The sequence below is a fragment of the Amycolatopsis cihanbeyliensis genome, assembly GCF_006715045.1.
Taxonomy (GTDB): Bacteria; Actinomycetota; Actinomycetes; order Mycobacteriales; family Pseudonocardiaceae; genus Amycolatopsis; species Amycolatopsis cihanbeyliensis.
Genome location: NZ_VFML01000002.1, coordinates 189,062 through 204,447, shown reverse-complemented (window position 1 = coordinate 204,447; position 15,386 = coordinate 189,062). Strand labels below are relative to the sequence as shown.

17 protein-coding genes are annotated in these 15,386 nt (G+C 71.7%); 6 read left to right on the top strand and 11 right to left on the bottom strand.

What is annotated here, in order from left to right:
• Window positions 1-30 precede the first annotated feature (30 nt).
• Window positions 31-921, top strand: a complete 891-nt coding sequence (locus FB471_RS29460; protein ID WP_211358286.1) for an RNA polymerase sigma-70 factor — start codon at window positions 31-33, stop codon at window positions 919-921.
• Here FB471_RS29460 and FB471_RS29455 read toward each other — a convergent pair.
• Both FB471_RS29455 and FB471_RS29450 read right to left on the bottom strand, forming a co-directional pair.
• Window positions 916-1,386 carry a nucleoside deaminase gene (locus tag FB471_RS29455; RefSeq protein ID WP_142002935.1) on the bottom strand — a complete coding sequence of 157 codons (471 nt, stop codon included), beginning with the start codon at window positions 1,384-1,386 and terminating at the stop codon, window positions 916-918. The genes FB471_RS29460 and FB471_RS29455 overlap by 6 nt on opposite strands.
• Window positions 1,387-1,474: 88 nt before the next feature.
• Entirely contained in the window at window positions 1,475-2,098 is a 624-nt protein-coding gene (locus FB471_RS29450) for a TetR/AcrR family transcriptional regulator (RefSeq protein ID WP_142002933.1), read from the bottom strand.
• Window positions 2,099-2,228: 130 nt separating this feature from the next.
• Between FB471_RS29450 and FB471_RS29445 the strand changes: the two genes are divergently transcribed.
• Entirely contained in the window at window positions 2,229-2,981 is a 753-nt protein-coding gene (locus FB471_RS29445; protein ID WP_142002931.1) for an SDR family oxidoreductase, read from the top strand.
• A complete protein-coding gene (locus FB471_RS29440) occupies window positions 2,978-3,760 on the top strand; it encodes an SDR family oxidoreductase (RefSeq protein ID WP_142002929.1) in 783 nt (260 codons plus the stop codon). Before FB471_RS29445 ends, FB471_RS29440 begins: the two co-directional genes overlap by 4 nt.
• Window positions 3,761-3,778: 18 nt before the next feature.
• Here the strand turns inward: FB471_RS29440 and FB471_RS29435 are convergent, their stop codons facing one another.
• Window positions 3,779-4,015 (bottom strand): hypothetical protein, encoded by a 237-nt coding sequence (locus FB471_RS29435; protein ID WP_142002927.1) that lies wholly within the window; start codon window positions 4,013-4,015, stop codon window positions 3,779-3,781.
• Window positions 4,016-4,109: 94 nt separating this feature from the next.
• On the opposite strand from FB471_RS29435, the gene FB471_RS29430 reads away from it, so the two are divergent.
• The 3 genes from FB471_RS29430 (at window position 4,110) to FB471_RS29420 (ending at window position 7,240) form a co-directional block, all read left to right on the top strand.
• Window positions 4,110-5,603 carry an aminotransferase-like domain-containing protein gene (locus tag FB471_RS29430; protein ID WP_142002925.1) on the top strand — a complete coding sequence of 498 codons (1,494 nt, stop codon included), beginning with the start codon at window positions 4,110-4,112 and terminating at the stop codon, window positions 5,601-5,603.
• A 100-nt stretch (window positions 5,604-5,703) separates the two neighbouring features.
• Window positions 5,704-6,333 (top strand): TetR/AcrR family transcriptional regulator, encoded by a 630-nt coding sequence (locus tag FB471_RS29425; RefSeq protein WP_142002923.1) that lies wholly within the window; start codon window positions 5,704-5,706, stop codon window positions 6,331-6,333.
• A 145-nt stretch (window positions 6,334-6,478) separates the two neighbouring features.
• The gene (locus FB471_RS29420) at window positions 6,479-7,240 is read left to right on the top strand and encodes a phytanoyl-CoA dioxygenase family protein (protein ID WP_142002920.1); all 762 of its coding nucleotides are present in this window, start codon (window positions 6,479-6,481) and stop codon (window positions 7,238-7,240) included.
• 56 nt (window positions 7,241-7,296) lie between these two features.
• On the opposite strand, the gene FB471_RS29415 is transcribed toward FB471_RS29420, so the two are convergent.
• From FB471_RS29415 to FB471_RS29380, 8 genes are all read right to left on the bottom strand, one after another.
• Window positions 7,297-8,007 (bottom strand): alpha/beta fold hydrolase, encoded by a 711-nt coding sequence (locus FB471_RS29415; RefSeq protein WP_142002918.1) that lies wholly within the window; start codon window positions 8,005-8,007, stop codon window positions 7,297-7,299.
• Window positions 8,008-8,059: 52 nt separating this feature from the next.
• Window positions 8,060-9,187, bottom strand: coding sequence for an acyl-CoA dehydrogenase family protein (locus FB471_RS29410; RefSeq protein ID WP_142002916.1), 1,128 nt, complete (start codon window positions 9,185-9,187; stop codon window positions 8,060-8,062).
• Window positions 9,184-10,371: an acyl-CoA dehydrogenase family protein gene (locus tag FB471_RS29405; protein ID WP_142002914.1), complete on the bottom strand. Its 1,188-nt coding sequence runs from the start codon at window positions 10,369-10,371 to the stop codon at window positions 9,184-9,186. Before FB471_RS29405 ends, FB471_RS29410 begins: the two co-directional genes overlap by 4 nt.
• Window positions 10,371-11,591: an acyl-CoA dehydrogenase family protein gene (locus FB471_RS29400; RefSeq protein ID WP_142002912.1), complete on the bottom strand. Its 1,221-nt coding sequence runs from the start codon at window positions 11,589-11,591 to the stop codon at window positions 10,371-10,373. The genes FB471_RS29405 and FB471_RS29400 overlap by 1 nt, the downstream gene beginning before the upstream one ends.
• Window positions 11,591-12,619 (bottom strand): phosphotransferase family protein, encoded by a 1,029-nt coding sequence (locus FB471_RS29395; protein ID WP_142002910.1) that lies wholly within the window; start codon window positions 12,617-12,619, stop codon window positions 11,591-11,593. The genes FB471_RS29400 and FB471_RS29395 overlap by 1 nt, the downstream gene beginning before the upstream one ends.
• A gap of 79 nt (window positions 12,620-12,698) precedes the next feature.
• Window positions 12,699-13,154 carry a MaoC family dehydratase gene (locus tag FB471_RS29390; RefSeq protein ID WP_142002908.1) on the bottom strand — a complete coding sequence of 152 codons (456 nt, stop codon included), beginning with the start codon at window positions 13,152-13,154 and terminating at the stop codon, window positions 12,699-12,701.
• Window positions 13,155-13,170: 16 nt separating this feature from the next.
• Window positions 13,171-13,932 (bottom strand): 3-oxoacyl-ACP reductase FabG, encoded by a 762-nt coding sequence (gene fabG, locus FB471_RS29385; protein ID WP_142002906.1) that lies wholly within the window; start codon window positions 13,930-13,932, stop codon window positions 13,171-13,173.
• Between the two features lie 149 nt (window positions 13,933-14,081).
• A complete protein-coding gene (locus FB471_RS29380; protein WP_425457119.1) occupies window positions 14,082-15,248 on the bottom strand; it encodes a J domain-containing protein in 1,167 nt (388 codons plus the stop codon).
• Between the last annotated feature and the right edge of the window lie 138 nt (window positions 15,249-15,386).

Genomic DNA, 15,386 nt, shown 5'->3' with positions numbered 1-15,386 from the left:
CGCGCTCCGGCCGGATGAGAGACTGAGGTCGTGACCACGTCCGGATCGGTGCGGGAGTTCGAGGACCAGCGGCCGCGGCTCCTCGGTCTCGCCTACCGGATGCTCGGATCGGCCGTCGAGGCCGAGGATGCGGTGCAGGACGCGTTCCTGCGCTGGGACCAGGCCGACCGGGCGGCGATCGAGAACCCCCCGGCCTGGCTGGCCAAGGTCGTCACCAACCTGTGCCTGAACCGCCTGACCTCGGCACGGGCCCGGCGGGAGCGCTATGTCGGCCCGTGGCTGCCGGAGCCGGTGCTCACCACGGACGGCGCGCTCGGGCCGCTGGACACCGCTGAGCAGCGCGACTCCGTGTCGATGGCGTTGCTGGTGTTGATGGAACGGCTCAGCCCCACCGAGCGGGCGGTGTTCGTGTTGCGCGAGGCGTTCGGGTACGGGTACCGGGAGATCGCCGAGATCGTCGAGCTGAACGAGCCGAACTGCCGCCAGTTGCATCGCCGGGCCAAGCAGCGGCTCGCGGACGGCGACGAGCGGGCCACCGCGCCGCCGGACCGCACGCGCTGGCGAGGCTTCGTGGAACGCTTCCTCGCGGCGGCCCGCGAGGGCGACCTGTCCGGCCTTGAGCTGCTGCTGGCCGAGGACGTCACCTCCTGGGCCGACGGCGGCGGGAAGGTCGGTGCCGCGCGCAAGCCGGTCCACGGCCGCGAGCGGGTGGCGCAGTACCTGCTGCGCGGCCTCGCCCGCCATCTCGCCGAGGTCGACGTCCAGGTGGTCGAGGTGAACGACCAGCCCGCCCTGCTCGCCATCGTGGACGGCGCCGTGCAGGGCGTCCTGTTCCTCGAGTTCGCCGAGGACCGCATCACCACGCTGCGGGCGGTCGCCAACCCCGACAAACTCACCTTCCTCACCCGCCAGGTGCTATGAGTGCCCGGCGCCGATGTCCTCGTGCCAGAGGTCGGGATGCCGGTCGACGAAGGCACGCATCAGGGCGGCGCATTCGGGGTCGTCCAGGACGGTGATCCGGACGCCGTGCTCGGCGAGCCAGTCGTGCCCGCCGGTGAACGTGCGGGCCTCGCCGATCACCACCCGCGGAATCCCGAACTGCCGCACCAGGCCACTGCAGTACCAGCACGGGGACAGCGTGGTCACCATGATCGTGTCCCGGTAGTGCGGCCGCCTGCCCGCCGCGCGGAAGGCCGCGGTCTCGGCATGCAGGGAAGGGTCACCGTCCTGCACCCGCCGGTTACGCCCGCGGCCGAGCAGTTCCCCGGCGGACCCGAACAGCGCCGCACCGATCGGGACGCCGCCCTCCCGCGCGCCGAGCCTCGCTTCCTCCCTGGCCACGGTGAGCAGCTCGGCTGGGTCGACGTCCGCGCCGATCTCGGGCATGACCGCAAGCTTCCCACACATCCGTGTGCGACACGTCTCACCGCTGGCATACCGGCCGGTCGGTATGCCAGTATCCCGCCATGGCTGTTCAGCCCACCTCGGCGCCGAGCATGCGCAGCACCAGCTCGCCGTACTCGCGGCCGAGTTCCGGCGGCGCCTTGCCGGAACGCTCGCTGTACCAGCGGGCGACATCCACCCCGAGCGACAGCGCGGCCCTGGCGGCGGTGCGGGCGTCGCCCACCCGGAACACCCCCGTCCGCAGGCCCCGCTCGATCAGGTCGCGGACGGCCCGCTCGATCCGCCTGCGCAGGTCGGCCACCACCGCGTACTCCTGCTCCGGCAGCGCCTGCAGCTCGTACTGGACCACTCGCGCGACGGTGTGCCTGCGCGCGTGCCAGGCCACGAAGTCCTCGGTCACCCTGCGCATCACCGGCACCGGCTCCCCGTGCAGCGCCGGGTCGTTGATCGCGTTCTCCACGAGTGCGAGCGCCTGCTCGTGCCCGCTGCGGCTGATCGCGAACAGCAGGGCCGCCTTGGAGGGGAAGTGCACGTACAGGGCGGCAGGGCTCATTCCGGCGCCACTGGCGATGTCGCGGGTGGTGGTGGCGTGGTATCCGCGGCGCGCGAAGGACTCCACCCCGGCCAGCATCAGCCTGCGGGCGGCGTCGGGTTGCACGTCCGGCCACAACTCGGCGGGCAGTGACTGCGTCATGGAAGAATTGTAAGCGAGCGCTTAGAGGGTGATGCGCGATCCAGGTGACGGGGGCCGCCCGGAGCTTGCGGAACCCGCTGCGCACGGCAACGTTCAGCGTCGCTTCGGCGGACGAGGAGGAGATTACCCCGTGGACTCGCTCAAGGATCGCGTCGCCATCGTCACCGGCGCAAGCCGCGGCATCGGGCTGGGCATCGCCGAGGAACTCGTGGCGCGCGGCGCCAGGGTGTGCGTCACCGCGCGCAAGCCCGAGCCGCTCGCCGAGGCCGTGGCCGGTCTCGGCGGCGAGCAGGTGGCCATCGGGGTACCCGGCAAGGCCGATGACCCCGCGCACCAGGAGGAGGCGGTCGCCCGCACGATCGAGGCCTTCGGCCGGCTCGACCTGCTGGTCAACAACACCGGGATCAACCCGGTCTACGGGCCGATCGTGGACATCGAGCCGGAGGCCGCCAGCAAGATCCTCGGGGTCAACGTGCTGGCGCCGCTGGGCTGGGTCCGCCGCGCACGGGACGCCTGGATGGGGGAGCACGGCGGGGCGGTGGTGAACGTGGCCTCGGTCGCCGGGCTGGGAGCCTCGCCCGGTATCGGCATGTACGGGGTCAGCAAGGCCGCGCTGATCCGGCTGACCACGGAGCTGGCGTACGAGCTGGGCCCGGGTATCCGGGTGAACGCGGTGGCCCCCGCCGTGGTGAAGACGCGGTTCGCCACCGCGCTGTACGAGGGCAGGGAGGAGGAGGCCGCCGCGCCCTACCCGCTGAAGCGGCTCGGTGTCCCGGCCGATGTCGCGGGCGCGGTCGCGTTCCTGCTGTCCGAGCAGGCGGGCTGGATCACCGGCCAGACACTGGTGCTGGACGGTGGCGTGACGCTGGCCGGTGGCCTGTGAGTGCCGAGCTGCCCGGGGCCGGTGTGGTGATCACCGGCGGCGCGGGCGGGATCGGTGCGGCACTGGCCCGGCGGTTCGCGGCCGAAGGTGCCAGGGTGGGAGTCGCCGACCTCGATGCGGACGCCTGCCGGGCGGTGGCCGACGAGGTGGGCGGGGTGCCGCTGCCCGGCGACGCCGCGACCGAGGACGGCGTGCGGGCACTGATCGAGGCCGCGCGGGACGCGCTCGGCTCGATCGACGTGTTCTGCGCGAACGCCGGTGTGGCGCCCACCGGCGGCCCCGAGGCGCCCGAGGACGCCTGGGCCGGGGCCTGGGAGGTCAACGTGATGGCGCACGTCCGCGCCGCCCGGCTGCTGCTGCCGGACTGGCTGGCCCGCGGCCGCGGGCACTTCCTCGCCGTCGTGTCCGCGGCGGGACTGCTGACCAGCCTCGGCTCCGCCCCGTACTCGGTGTCCAAGCACGGCGCGCTGGCCTTCGCGGAGTGGCTGGCCGCGACCTACCGGCACCGCGGCATCACCGTGCAGGCGGTCTGCCCGCAGGGGGTGCGGACCAGGATGCTCGCCGACACCGGGCCGGCCGGCCGGTTGATCATGGGCGAGTCCGCCATCGCGCCCGAACAGGTCGCCGACAGCGTCCTGGCAGCCTGGCCGGAAGGGCGTTTCCTGGTGCTGCCGCACCCGGAGGTCGCCGACTACTACGCGGCGAGGGCCACCCAGAACGAGCGTTGGCTCGGTGGGATGAACAAGCTGCAGCGCAAGGTCGAGGACGCGCTGGGGTGAGCACCGGGTCGAACGCGCTCAGCGCCCCAACCCGGCCCGCCACGGTTCGTGTAGTTCCCGCAGGTACCGGTCGATCCGGTCGGAGTGGGTGCGGGAGGCCTGCCGCAGCGCGGCCGCGCCGGCCAGCAGGTCCCACACCGGCCGCGGCTCCGCGGCCGGCAGCGCTCGCCTGGCCTCGGTGGACAGCCACACCATGCGGCCGATAACGACGAGTTCGGCCGCCACCGCGGCCAGGAACATGAAGGTCGTGAGCATTTCGCACCTCCCAGGGCCAGTTTCCAGTCCAATTCTTCGTGATCAGCTCTGCACCTACTAGGATCGTTGACTGGACTGGTGGCGAACAGTGCCAATGGTGGGTGAAATGGATCGTTTTCAGGATGGTTCGGCACTCGCGACTCTGCTCGGTGACTGGACCGCGGGACCGGGACCGCTGTACCGCAAGCTGGCCGACGCGCTCGCCAGGGCCGCCGAGGAGGGTGCGCTGCGCAGCGGCGAGCGCCTGCCCTCGGAACGCGAACTGGCCGGCGTCCTGGCCGTGAGCAGGGCGACCGTGGTCGGTGCCTACGACGAGCTGCGCGCGCGGGAGGTACTGGAGCGGCGGCAGGGCAGCGGTACCCGGGTGAACGGGAAGGTGCGTTCGGCGCGCAGCGACGGCGGGGTGCGGGGCGGCCGGGCCGGGGTGATCTTCCAGCGGCTCATCGACGGGCCCGGTCCACTGATCTCATTGGCCTGTGCCGCCGAGCAAGGTGCCCCCGAGGTGACCGAGGCGCTGGCCGACGTCGTCCGGGAGGATATGCCGGACCTGCTCGCCGACCCCGGGTATCACCCGAGCGGCCTGCCCCTGCTCCGCGCGGCGATCGCCGAGCACTACACCCGGCTCGGCCTGCCGACCGGTCCGGAGCAGGTGCTGGTCACCACGGGCGCGCAGCAGGCTCTGGTGCTGGTCGCCGAGGTGTACCTGCGTACAGCCTCCTCGGTGGTGGTCGAGTCGCCGAGTTGGCCCGCCTGCCTGGACATCTTCCGGTCCGTGAACGCCGAGCTGGTCCCGGTGCCGCTGGACGACGAGGGCATCGAGACGCGGGAACTGGCCGCGGCACTGGCCGCGCACCACCCGAGCCTGCTGTACGTGATGCCGACCTATCACAACCCGACCGGTATCCAGATGTCGGCGACCCGGCGTCGCAGGGTGGCCGAGCTCGCCGCCCGGCACGGGGTGACCGTGCTGGAGGACAACGCCTACGCGGGCATCGCGTTGGAGGAGGAGCGGGGGACCGCCCCGTTGCCGCTGGCCGCGTACCTCCCGTCCGGGGCCGAGGCGATCACCGTGGCCTCCCTCGGCAAGGCCGTGTGGGGCGGGCTGCGGATCGGGTGGGTACGCGGGCCCGCCGAGATCATCGAGCGGTGTGCCCGCCGTAAGGCGCTTGCCGACCTGGGTAGTCCGGTGATCGACCAGGCGCTGGCCGCCCGGCTGGTGCCGCGCCTCGACGAGCTCGCCCCGGCGCGCGCGGCCATCCAGCGGGAGCGGCGCAAGCTGCTGGAACGGCTGCTGCGCGAGTACCTGCCCGACTGGCGCTGGCGCAGCCCGGACGGCGGTTCCTCGCTCTGGGTCGCGCTGCCCGAGGGCAGCGCCGACGTGTTCGCCCAGCTCGCGTTGCGCCACGGGGTGGAGGTGGTCCCCGGCTCGTCGGCCGACTTCACCGGGGCGCACGACAACTATCTCCGGATTCCGTTCACCCTCGAGCCCGCCGTGCTGTCCGAGATGGTGGGTCGCCTCGCGCGGGCGTGGACCGAGTTGCGGCGGCATGGTCCACGGGACAATCGCCCGTTGCGGCCGATTATCTGACCAGGGAGTTGCCGGTATGCTGCCCGTCCGTGAGGGGCCGCTCACCAGGTGTCCTGTGCAACGAGGGGTGGGAGCGGAAGCGACAGAGGGGAAGACCGTCATGGAAACGGGTAACGGGCAACGGAACGCGGGATCCGACGAGCAGGCGGAGGGCGCGGCCGCGGTGCCGCGGAGGCTGCTCGCCGTGGCGACGCGGCTGTTCGCCGAGCAGGGTTTCGACCGGACCTCGGTGCAGGAGATCGTGGCGACGGCCGGGGTCACCAAGGGCGCGATGTACCACTACTTCGACTCCAAGGACGACCTGCTTTCCGAGATCTACGGCCGGGTGCTGCGGGAACAGACCGATCGGCTGGAGAAGTTCGCCGTCACGGAGGCGCCGCTGCGCGAGCGGCTGGCCTCGGCCGCGTCCGATGTGGTGGTCAGCAGCATCGCGAACCTGGACGACACCAAGATCTTCATGGAGTCGATGCATCAGCTGGATCCGGAGAAGCGGCGTGCTGTGCGTGCCGAGCGGCGCCGCTATCACGAGCGGTTTCGCGGGCTGATCGAGGAAGGTCAGCGGGCGGGGGAGTTCCGTACGGACAAGCCGGCGGAGGTGATCGTGGACTTCTTCTTCGGCGCCGTGCACCACCTCGCGTTCTGGTACCGCAGCGACGGCGAGCTGTCCGCCCAGCAGGTCGGCGACCATTTCGCCGATCTGCTGATGAGCTCGTTGCGCCCGGTGCGGTGAGCGCGGCTCAGCCGTGCCCCACGTCCGCGACCGCCGGAAGGTCAGCGCCCGCGCCGCTTCCGCGCGGGAGCCGGAAAACGCGTTGACCGTGCCGTTCGCTCTTCGTGAGCATGAGCGACCGGCAACCGGATGACGGGGGTCCCGCATGTCTCTCACCGCTGAGCAGGTCGAGCGGTTCGTCACCGATGGCTTCGTCAAGCTCGAAGGGGCTTTTCCGGTCGAGGCCGGGGAACGGTGCGTGGACGAGTTGTGGGCGGCCACCGGATGCGCGCGGGACGACCCGACGACCTGGACCGAGCCCGTCGTGCGGCTGGGCGGGTTCGCGACACCGCCGTTCCAGGAAGCCGCAACCACCGCCGTGCTGCACGCGGCGTTCGACCGGCTCGCCGGCGAAGGCCGGTGGATTCCCCGCGTCGGTCTCGGCACCTTTCCCGTCCGTTTCCCCGGTGCCGCGCAACCCGGCGATGACGGATGGCATGTGGACGCCAGCTACGCCGGGCCGCAAGGGGAGGGCAGGGTCAACCTCCGCTCCCGAGAGCGCGCGTTGCTGATGCTGTTCCTGTTCTCGGACGTCGGCCCCGACGACGCTCCGACGCGGATCCGGGTCGGCTCCCATCTCGACGTGCCCCCGCTGCTCGAAACCCGCGGTGACGAAGGGCGCGAATGGATGTCGCTGTGCCGCGACGCCGTCCCCGCCTCCGAGCATCGACCTGTCGCGCTGGCGACAGGCGCCCTCGGCGACATGTACCTGTGCCACCCGTTCCTGGTGCACGCCGCCCAGCCGCACCGCGGACGCGCGCCCCGCTTCATGGCCCAACCACCGCTGTACGCCAAGGACCCGCTCGATCTTCAGGACGGGCAGCCGAGTCCTGTCGCCCGCGCCGTGCTCGACGACCTCCGGCGCTGATCACCCGTGATCGAGCGCGCGGAAACGGCGGCCATCGGGGCGCGCGAGCACCCCGGTCATAGGGCCACCGTTCCGGTCGCCTCCAGGAGAATCCGGGCCAGTTCCCGCGGTCGAGAGAACATCGGCCAGTGACCGGTGTCCATGGTGACCAGTCGCCAGCGCTCGCCTGCGGCCAGTAGCTCGGCCACATCGGGGCTCGGCCGCTCGCCGTCGAGCAGGCACTTGACGTAGGTCGTGGGCAACTCGCCGAGCGGGCGGCGCAGCACGGCGGGTTCGGTGAGGGTGGCCCCGGGGTGCGGGGTGGAGCCGCCGACGATCCGGGCGACCTGCCCCTCGGTGAGGCCCTGGCCCGTGTAGTCCGCCGTGGCCGGCGGCGCCCAGAACCCGCCGTTGGCCGCGATCGAGGCCTCCACCGCGGCTCGGCCCTCCGGCCAGGGCGACACGAAGGACTCGCCGTCGGCCGGGACGTTGGAGTCGACGAAGACCACCCTGGCCAGCCGGTCGCCGATCCGCTCCGCGGCCTGCCCGACCGGGATACCCGAGTAGCTGTGCCCGACCAGGACGACCTCGCGCAGGTCATGGCGTTCGACCTCGTCCACGATGTCCTGGACGTGCGTCTGCTGCCCTGCCGGAAGGCCACGCTTGTCCGCCAGCCCGGACAGCGTCAACGGATGCGCACCGTGCCCGGCCGCCCGTAGCGGCGGCACCACCTCCGCCCAGGCCCAGGATCCCAGCCACGCGCCCGCCACCAGTACGAACTCCGCCATGCCGGCAATCTAGCGCGGCGGTCCGACAGTCCGCGATCGCGCCGCCGCGCGATCAGCCGGGCAGGTCGATGAGCCCGGCAAGGGTACGCCGGTGCCTGCCGGGCGTGCCGAGCGCGAGCTCGTCGGCCTTGGCGCGTTTCAGGTAGAGGTGCGCGGGGTGCTCCCAGGTCATGCCGATCCCGCCGTGCAGCTGGATGCATTCCTCGGCCGCGTGCACCGCGGCGGGAGCGCAGTAGGCCTGCGCCACCGCGGCGGCCGCAGGCAGATCCGCGTCGCCCCTGGCCAGGGTGTCCGCGGCGTTACGGGCCGCGGCGCGGGCGGAGACCAGCTGCAGGTACACCTCGGCGAGCCGGTGTTTGAGGGCCTGGAAGGAGCCGACCGGGCGGCCGAACTGGTACCGCTGCTTGACATAGCCGACCGTCTCGTCGAGGCACCATTGAGCGAGGCCGAGTTGTTCGGAGGCCAGCAGTGCGGCGCCGGCCAGCAGCGCCCGCTCCAGCGCCGCCGCCGCGACGTCCTGGCCGGCCACCCGGCGGGCCGGGACGTCGGTCAGGGTCAGGTCGGCCAGCCGCCGGGTGAGGTCCAGCGGGACCGCCCCGGTGATCGCGACTCCCTCCACCCCGGTTTCGACCAGGTACAGCCCCGGACCGTCCTGGCCGGTGGCCGGCACCACCAGTACCTCGGCCACCGAGGCGTCCGCGACGGTGCCGACGCGGCCGGTCAGTATCCCGTCGCCGGTCGCGTGGACGCCGGTGGGGAAGCCGGTTCCCGGCGCGGTGGACAGCGGGACCGCAAGGCAGCCGATCGTCGTGCCGGAGGCGAGCCGGGGCAGCACCCCGGCGACGGCCCGCTGGGCGGTGTCCGTGTGCAGGAGCGCGCAGGTCGCCAGGACGGCGCTGCCCAGGAACGGCACCGGGGTAAGGCCGCGGCCGAGCTCCTCGAGTACCAGCGCCGTTTCCCTGGCCGAGGCGCCCTGCCCGCCGAGGTTCTCCGGCACCAGCAGGCCGGCCGTGCCGAGGTCGCCGGCCAGGGTACGCCACAGCTTCAGGTCGTAAAGTTCGTCGCTCTCCACCCGCGCCGGCAGCGCCGCCGGGTCGCCGTGGTCGTTCAGCAAGTCGCGGACGCTGGCCCGCAGGTCGGTCTCCACGTCGGAGTAGAGCAGGTCGGGTGTGCCGGTCATCGTGGGAGGTCCTTCCATGCCACGTCCTTGTCCGCGCGCGGTTCGGCGGGCAGGCCCAGCACCCGCTCGGCGATGATGTTGCGCAGCACCTCCGAGGTGCCGCCCTCGATGGAGTTACCCTTCGCCCGCAGGTAGCGGTAGCCGGCCTCGCGCCCGGTGAAGTCGACGATGTCCGGCCTGCGTAGGGTCCAGTCGTCGTAGCGCAGGCCCTCCTCGCCGAGTAGTTCGACCTCCAGCGCGGACAGTTCCTGGCTCAGCCGGGCGAAGGCCAGCTTCATCGCCGAACCCTCCGGTCCGGGCCTGCCGACCGCGAGTTGCTGGCGCAGCCGGTCGCCGGCGAGCCGGGCCGCCTCGGCCTGGACCCACAGCGTCAGCAGGCGGTCGTGCAACTCGGGCGTGCGCAGCTCGGGCCGTTCCCGCCAGGTCCGTGCCACCACGCCGACCATGCCGCCCTCGCGTGGCATCGGGCGGCCGCCGATGGCGACCCGCTCGTTCATCAACGTCGACTGCGCCACCCGCCAGCCCTCGCCGACCTCGCCGAGCCGCTGCGTGTCCGGGATCCGCACGTCGTTGAGGAACACCTCGTTGAACTCGGCCTCGCCGGTGAGCTGGCGCAGCGGCCGGACCTCGACCCCTGGTGCGGTCATGTCGGCGACGAAGTAGGTCATGCCCTGGTGCTTCGGCACGTCCGGATCGGTGCGGGTGACCAGGATGGCCCAGCGCGCGACGTGCGCGCTGGAGGTCCATACCTTCTGCCCCTCCACCACCCAGCCCGCGCCGTCCCACTCGGCGCGGGTGCCCAGCGCGGCGAGGTCCGAGCCCGCGCCCGGCTCGGAGAACAGCTGGCACCACACCTCCTCGCCTGTCCACAACGGGCGGAGGAAGCGCTGTTGCTGTTCCTCGGTGCCGAACTGCAGGATCGTCGGCGCCGCCATGCCCAGGCCGATGCCGATCCGCCTCGGGTCGTTGTCCGGCGCGCCCACCGCCTCGAACTCGGCGTCCACCACCGCCTGTGCCGCCCGCGGCGCGTCGAGCCCGCCCAGGCCGGAGGGGAAGTGTACCCAGGCGAGCCCGGCGTCGAACCTGGCGCGGAGGAACTCCAGCCGCTCCACGGTGGTGTGGTCGTGCTCGCGCAGGAACTCCCGTGCCCGTTGGCGCAGGTCGTCTGAGTCCACTGTGGACATCAGGCCTCCTTTGGCAGGTAGTGGCTGAGTTCGCGGCGGGCGAGGGAGCGCTTGTGCACCTCGTCCGGGCCGTCGGCGAGGCGGAGCATCCGGGCGGCGGCCCAGAGCTCGGCGAGCGGGAAGTCCTGGCTGACGCCACCGGCACCGTGTAGCTGGATCGCCTTGTCCAGGATCCACTCGACCGAGGAGGGGGTGGCGATCTTGATCGACTGGATCTCGGTGTGCGCACCCTGGTTGCCCACGGTGTCCATCAGCCAGGCGGTCTTCAGCACCAGCAGGCGCAGCTGCTCCACCCGCACCCTGGACTCGGCGATCCAGTCCTGGATCACCCCCTGCCTGGCCAGCGGCTTGCCGAAGGCCGAGCGCTCGACCGCGCGCCGGCACATCAGCTCGATCGCCCGCTCGGCCATCCCGATCAGCCGCATGCAGTGATGGATCCGACCGGGGCCGAGCCGGGCCTGCGCGATGGCGAAGCCGCCGCCCTCCTCGCCCACCAGGTTCTCCGCGGGCACCCGGACGTTGTCGAACACGATCTCGGCGTGGCCGCCGTGGTCGCCGTCGGAGTAGCCGAACACCCGCATCCCGCGCTTGATCCGCACACCGGGGGTGTCCCTCGGCACCAGGATCATGCTCTGCTGCCGGTGCGGCTCGGCGTCCGGGTCGGTCTTGCCCATCACGATGAGGATCCGGCAACTCGGGTTCATCGCGCCGGAGATGTACCACTTGCGGCCGTTGATCACGTAGGAGTCGCCGTCGCGCTCGATCCGGGTGGCGATGTTGCGCGCATCCGAGGAGGCCACATCCGGCTCGGTCATCGCGAAGGCCGAGCGGATCTCGGCGTCCAGCAGCGGGCGCAGCCATTCCTGCCGCTGCCGCTCGGTACCGAACATCGCGAGCACTTCCATGTTCCCGGTGTCCGGCGCCGCGCAGTTCAGCGCGTTGGGCGCAAGCTGCGGGCTGCGGCCGGTGATCTCGGCCAGCGGCGCGTACTGGAGATTGGTCAGTCCGCCGCCGTGCTCGCCGGGAAGGAAGAAGTTCCACAGGCCCCTGCTGCGCGCCTCGGCCTGCAGCCGGGCCACGATCGGCACGCTCGACCACGGGTCCTCCCGCTCGGCGAGCTGCTCGGCGAACACCGGCTCGGCCGGGTGGACGTGCTCCTCCATGAAGGCGAGCAGCCGCGAGCGCAACTCCTCGGTCTTGGCGTCGAACGCGAAATCCATCATCCAGTCCCTTCCCCGAGGATCTCGTTGCCACGGTCGATCAGCGGGAACACGCCGTCGCCGGCCTGCTCGAAGCCCGCGCCGACGGTCTGCCCCTCGCGGTAGCGGTAGTGGATGCCCTCGAGGATCACCGCCAGCTTGAAGAATGCCAGCCCGACGTACCAGTTCAGCCCGGAGACGTCCCGGCCGGAACGCTCGGCGTAGCGCTCGACGATCTCCGGCACGCCCGGGTAACCCGGGGCGCCGCTGGGGTTGGCCACGAAGGTCAGTCCCAAGGTCTCCCGCTGGGCGTAGGCGACCATCAGGGCGAGATCGGTCAGCGGATCACCGAGGGTGGACATCTCCCAGTCGAGTACCGCTGTGATCCGGTCCTGCCCGCTCACCAGCACGTTGTCCAGCCGGTAGTCGCCGTGCACGATCGCCGGCGCGGGGGAGTCGGGCACGGCGGCGGCCAGCCGGTCATGCAACCGGTCGATCCCGGGCAGGTCCCGGCTGCGGGAGCCGTCCAGCTGCTTCTTCCACCGGCGCAGCTGCCGGTGCAGAAATCCTTCCGGCCGGCCGAAATCGGCCAGCCCCACCGCGGCCGGATCGACCGCGTGCAACTCGACAAGGGTGTCGATCAGGTCCAGCGCGATCGACCTCGTACGCTCCGACCCGAGCGCGGACAGCTCCTGCTCGGTGCGGTACGGAGTGCCGCGCACCAGCTCCATCAGGTAGAACGGGGCGCCGAGCACGTCCTCGTCCGCACCCAGCAGCAACGTGCGGGGTACCGGGACGGCGGTCGGGTGCAGTGCCGAGACCACCCGGTACTCCCGGGACATGTCGTGCGCGGTCGGCAGCACGTGCCCGAGCGGCGGCCTGCGCAGCACCCACTCATCGGTGCCGTCGGTGACCACGTAGGTGAGGTTGGACCGGCCGCCTGCCACGACCTCGGCCCGCAACGGCCCCGCGGCCAGCCCGGGTAGCCGCGTGTCCAGGTGGGCTCGCAGTCGTGCCAGGTCGAGTCCTGGCGGCCCGGTATCCGTCATCGACACTCCTTACCTCGCATGGCCGAGGATAGTACCGACCAGTCGGTATGCCTGAGCGCTCGACATACCGGGCCGCCGCTCAGGCATGTAGCCGGGCGACGGTATCGGCGACGCAGGCCGGTTTGTCCTCGCCCTCGATCTCGATGGTCCAGCGCACGATGGCCTGGATGGCGCCATGGGCGGCCGTGGAGACCTCGACCAGCTCGGCGGTCGCCCGTACCCGGGAACCGACCCGCACCGGCTGCGGGAACCGCACCTTGTTCAGCCCGTAGTTGATCCCCATGGTCAGGTTGTCGACCTGGTAGATCTCCTTGCCCAGCATCGGAATCAGGGAGAGCGTCAGGTAGCCGTGGGCGATCGTGCCGCCGAACGGCCCGCTCGCGGCGCGCTCCGTGTCGAGGTGAATCCACTGGTGGTCGCCGGTGGCCTCGGCGAACTGGTTCACCTGTTCCTGGGTGATCGTGTGCCATTCACTGTGCCCGAGCCGCTCGCCGACCGCGGCGGCGAAGGAGTCCAGGCCGGAGAAGACGCGCATGACGATGTCCTCCCGCTCAGGCCTTCGGGCCGCCGGCCACGTAGATGACCTGGCCGGAGACGAAGGACGCCTGGTCGCTGACGAAGAAGGCGGCCATGTTCGCGATGTCCTCCGGCTGGCCGACCCGGCGCACCGGGATCTCCTGCGCGGCCGCCTGCTGCATGTCCTCGAAGGACATGCCGATGCGTTCGGCGGTGGCCGCGGTCATCTCGGTGGCGATGAACCCTGGCGCGATCGCGTTGACCGTGACCCCGAACTTGCCCAGCTCGATGGCCAACGTCTTGGTCAGCCCCTGCATCCCGGCCTTCGCGGTGGAGTAGTTGGCCTGCCCGCGGTTGCCGAGCGCCGAGGTGCTGGACAGGTTCACGATGCGGCCCCAGCCCTGCTCGGTCATGTACTTCTGCACCGCGCGGCTCATCAGGAAGGAGCCCCGCAGGTGTACCCCCAGTACCGAGTCCCAATCCTGGTCGGTCATCTTGAACAGCAGGTTGTCCCTGGTGATGCCGGCGTTGTTCAGCAGAACGGTCGGCGGGCCCAGTTCCTCCGCCACCCGGGTGACGGCGGCCTCCACCTGCTCGGTGTCGCTCACATCCACGCCGATCCCGAGTGCGCGCCCACCGTCGGCGGTGATGGCCTCCGCGCCCCGCGCGCAGCTCGCCTCGTCCAGATCGAGCAGGCCGACGGCGAACCCGTCGGCGGCGAGACGGTTGGCGATCGCCGCGCCGATGCCTCGGCCTGCCCCGGTGACGATCGCGACCCTGGACGGTGATTCGGACACGGTTTCCTCCTCGGACTCGACGCTGAGCTGTACTGAGCACTGAGCTGACTAAGCATGCGCTTAGAACCGTACTAGCCTCAGCCGGGAGCGCATCCTGTGACCTGTGTCATGTCGCGGGGCGCGGCTCCCGGCGGTTCTCCGACGCCGTGTCAGGCGGAGACCACCTGGCCGTGCACCGTGCGGACGACATCCCGGTCCACGGTGCACGGGTCCACGGCCAGCCAGTCACCGACCTCGCGGACGAACTGCTCGGGGGTCATCGGCGGTACCGGCACCCCGGTGGCCTCGCCGGTGGTCACCTCGCCCCACCGGCTCGGGTACACGATCAGCACCCCGCGCACCTCCACCTCGGGTAACAGCTCGCGGTAGGCGGCGACGCTCTCGGCCAGCCTGCTGCCGCCGCCGCGGAACCGGTTCCCGTTGCGCCACAGCGTGCCGTCCCGGCCTGCCGTGTAGTGCCCCGGCAGCCACAGCTTCGACTCGACGAGCACCAGCCGCCTTCCGCACAGCACGGCGTGGTGCACGTCGGCGAACACCGACTCGGGCCAGGCGAGGCCGTGGAAGACCCGCGCACCCGGCATCCGGGTGAGGTAGCGGGAGAGCAGGTCCTCGGTGAGCCGCTCGCCCAGCTCGTCGGTCTCCTGCCCGGCGCGACCGTGCACCTGCCGCCCACCGAACTCCGCGGTGAACGCGCGGTCGGTGCGGGCTGCCGCCTGGTAGCGGCGGGACAGCACCACCACCGCACCCAGCGCGGCCGCCAGTAACACCAGCCAGGCGATCAGCACCGGGCCGGAGAGGATGCCGAGCGGCAGCGCGAGCAGTAGCAGGGCCGCCGTGGCGAGGGCGCCCAGCCCGGGCGCGTGCCCCGGCCCGCGCCGCGGCACGCACAGGATGGGTTCGTCCGCGTGCACCCGGTCCCACCACGGGATCGTCTGCAGCGCCATCCGCGGGGCCGGCGCGGTGAACCCGGGATCCTCTCCGAACCCGCGGGTCCGCCCGCCCTGGCGGTACCGGGTGGTGCCAGGGCGGCGCGTCCGCGGGGGCGGGGGCTGCGGCGGGGGTGCGGACTCCTCCTCGTCGGTGTCCGGCTCACCCTCGTCGTACTCGGCCCGTAGCCGCGGATCGTTGAGTGTCTCGTAGGCCTCCCGCAGCAGGCGGAAGGTTCCGGCGGTGCCACCGGCGTCCGGATGCATGGTCCTGGCGAGCGACCGGTACGCCGACTTGATCTCGGCAGGGGAAGCATCTCGCCCCACGCCGAGCAACTCGTAGTAGTCGACCCCGTCCACGACTCCGGTCACCTCCCGCTGCGCCGACACCCTATGGGGTCCGCCGCGCGGTGCGCGCATCCCGTGGCACCCGCGTTCAGGTGATTTTCACGTGCTATATAGGGCTTTCCTCGCTAACCTGACCCGAGGTGCCTAGACTCGTGGAAATGTCAGTGCTCACCTGAGCAT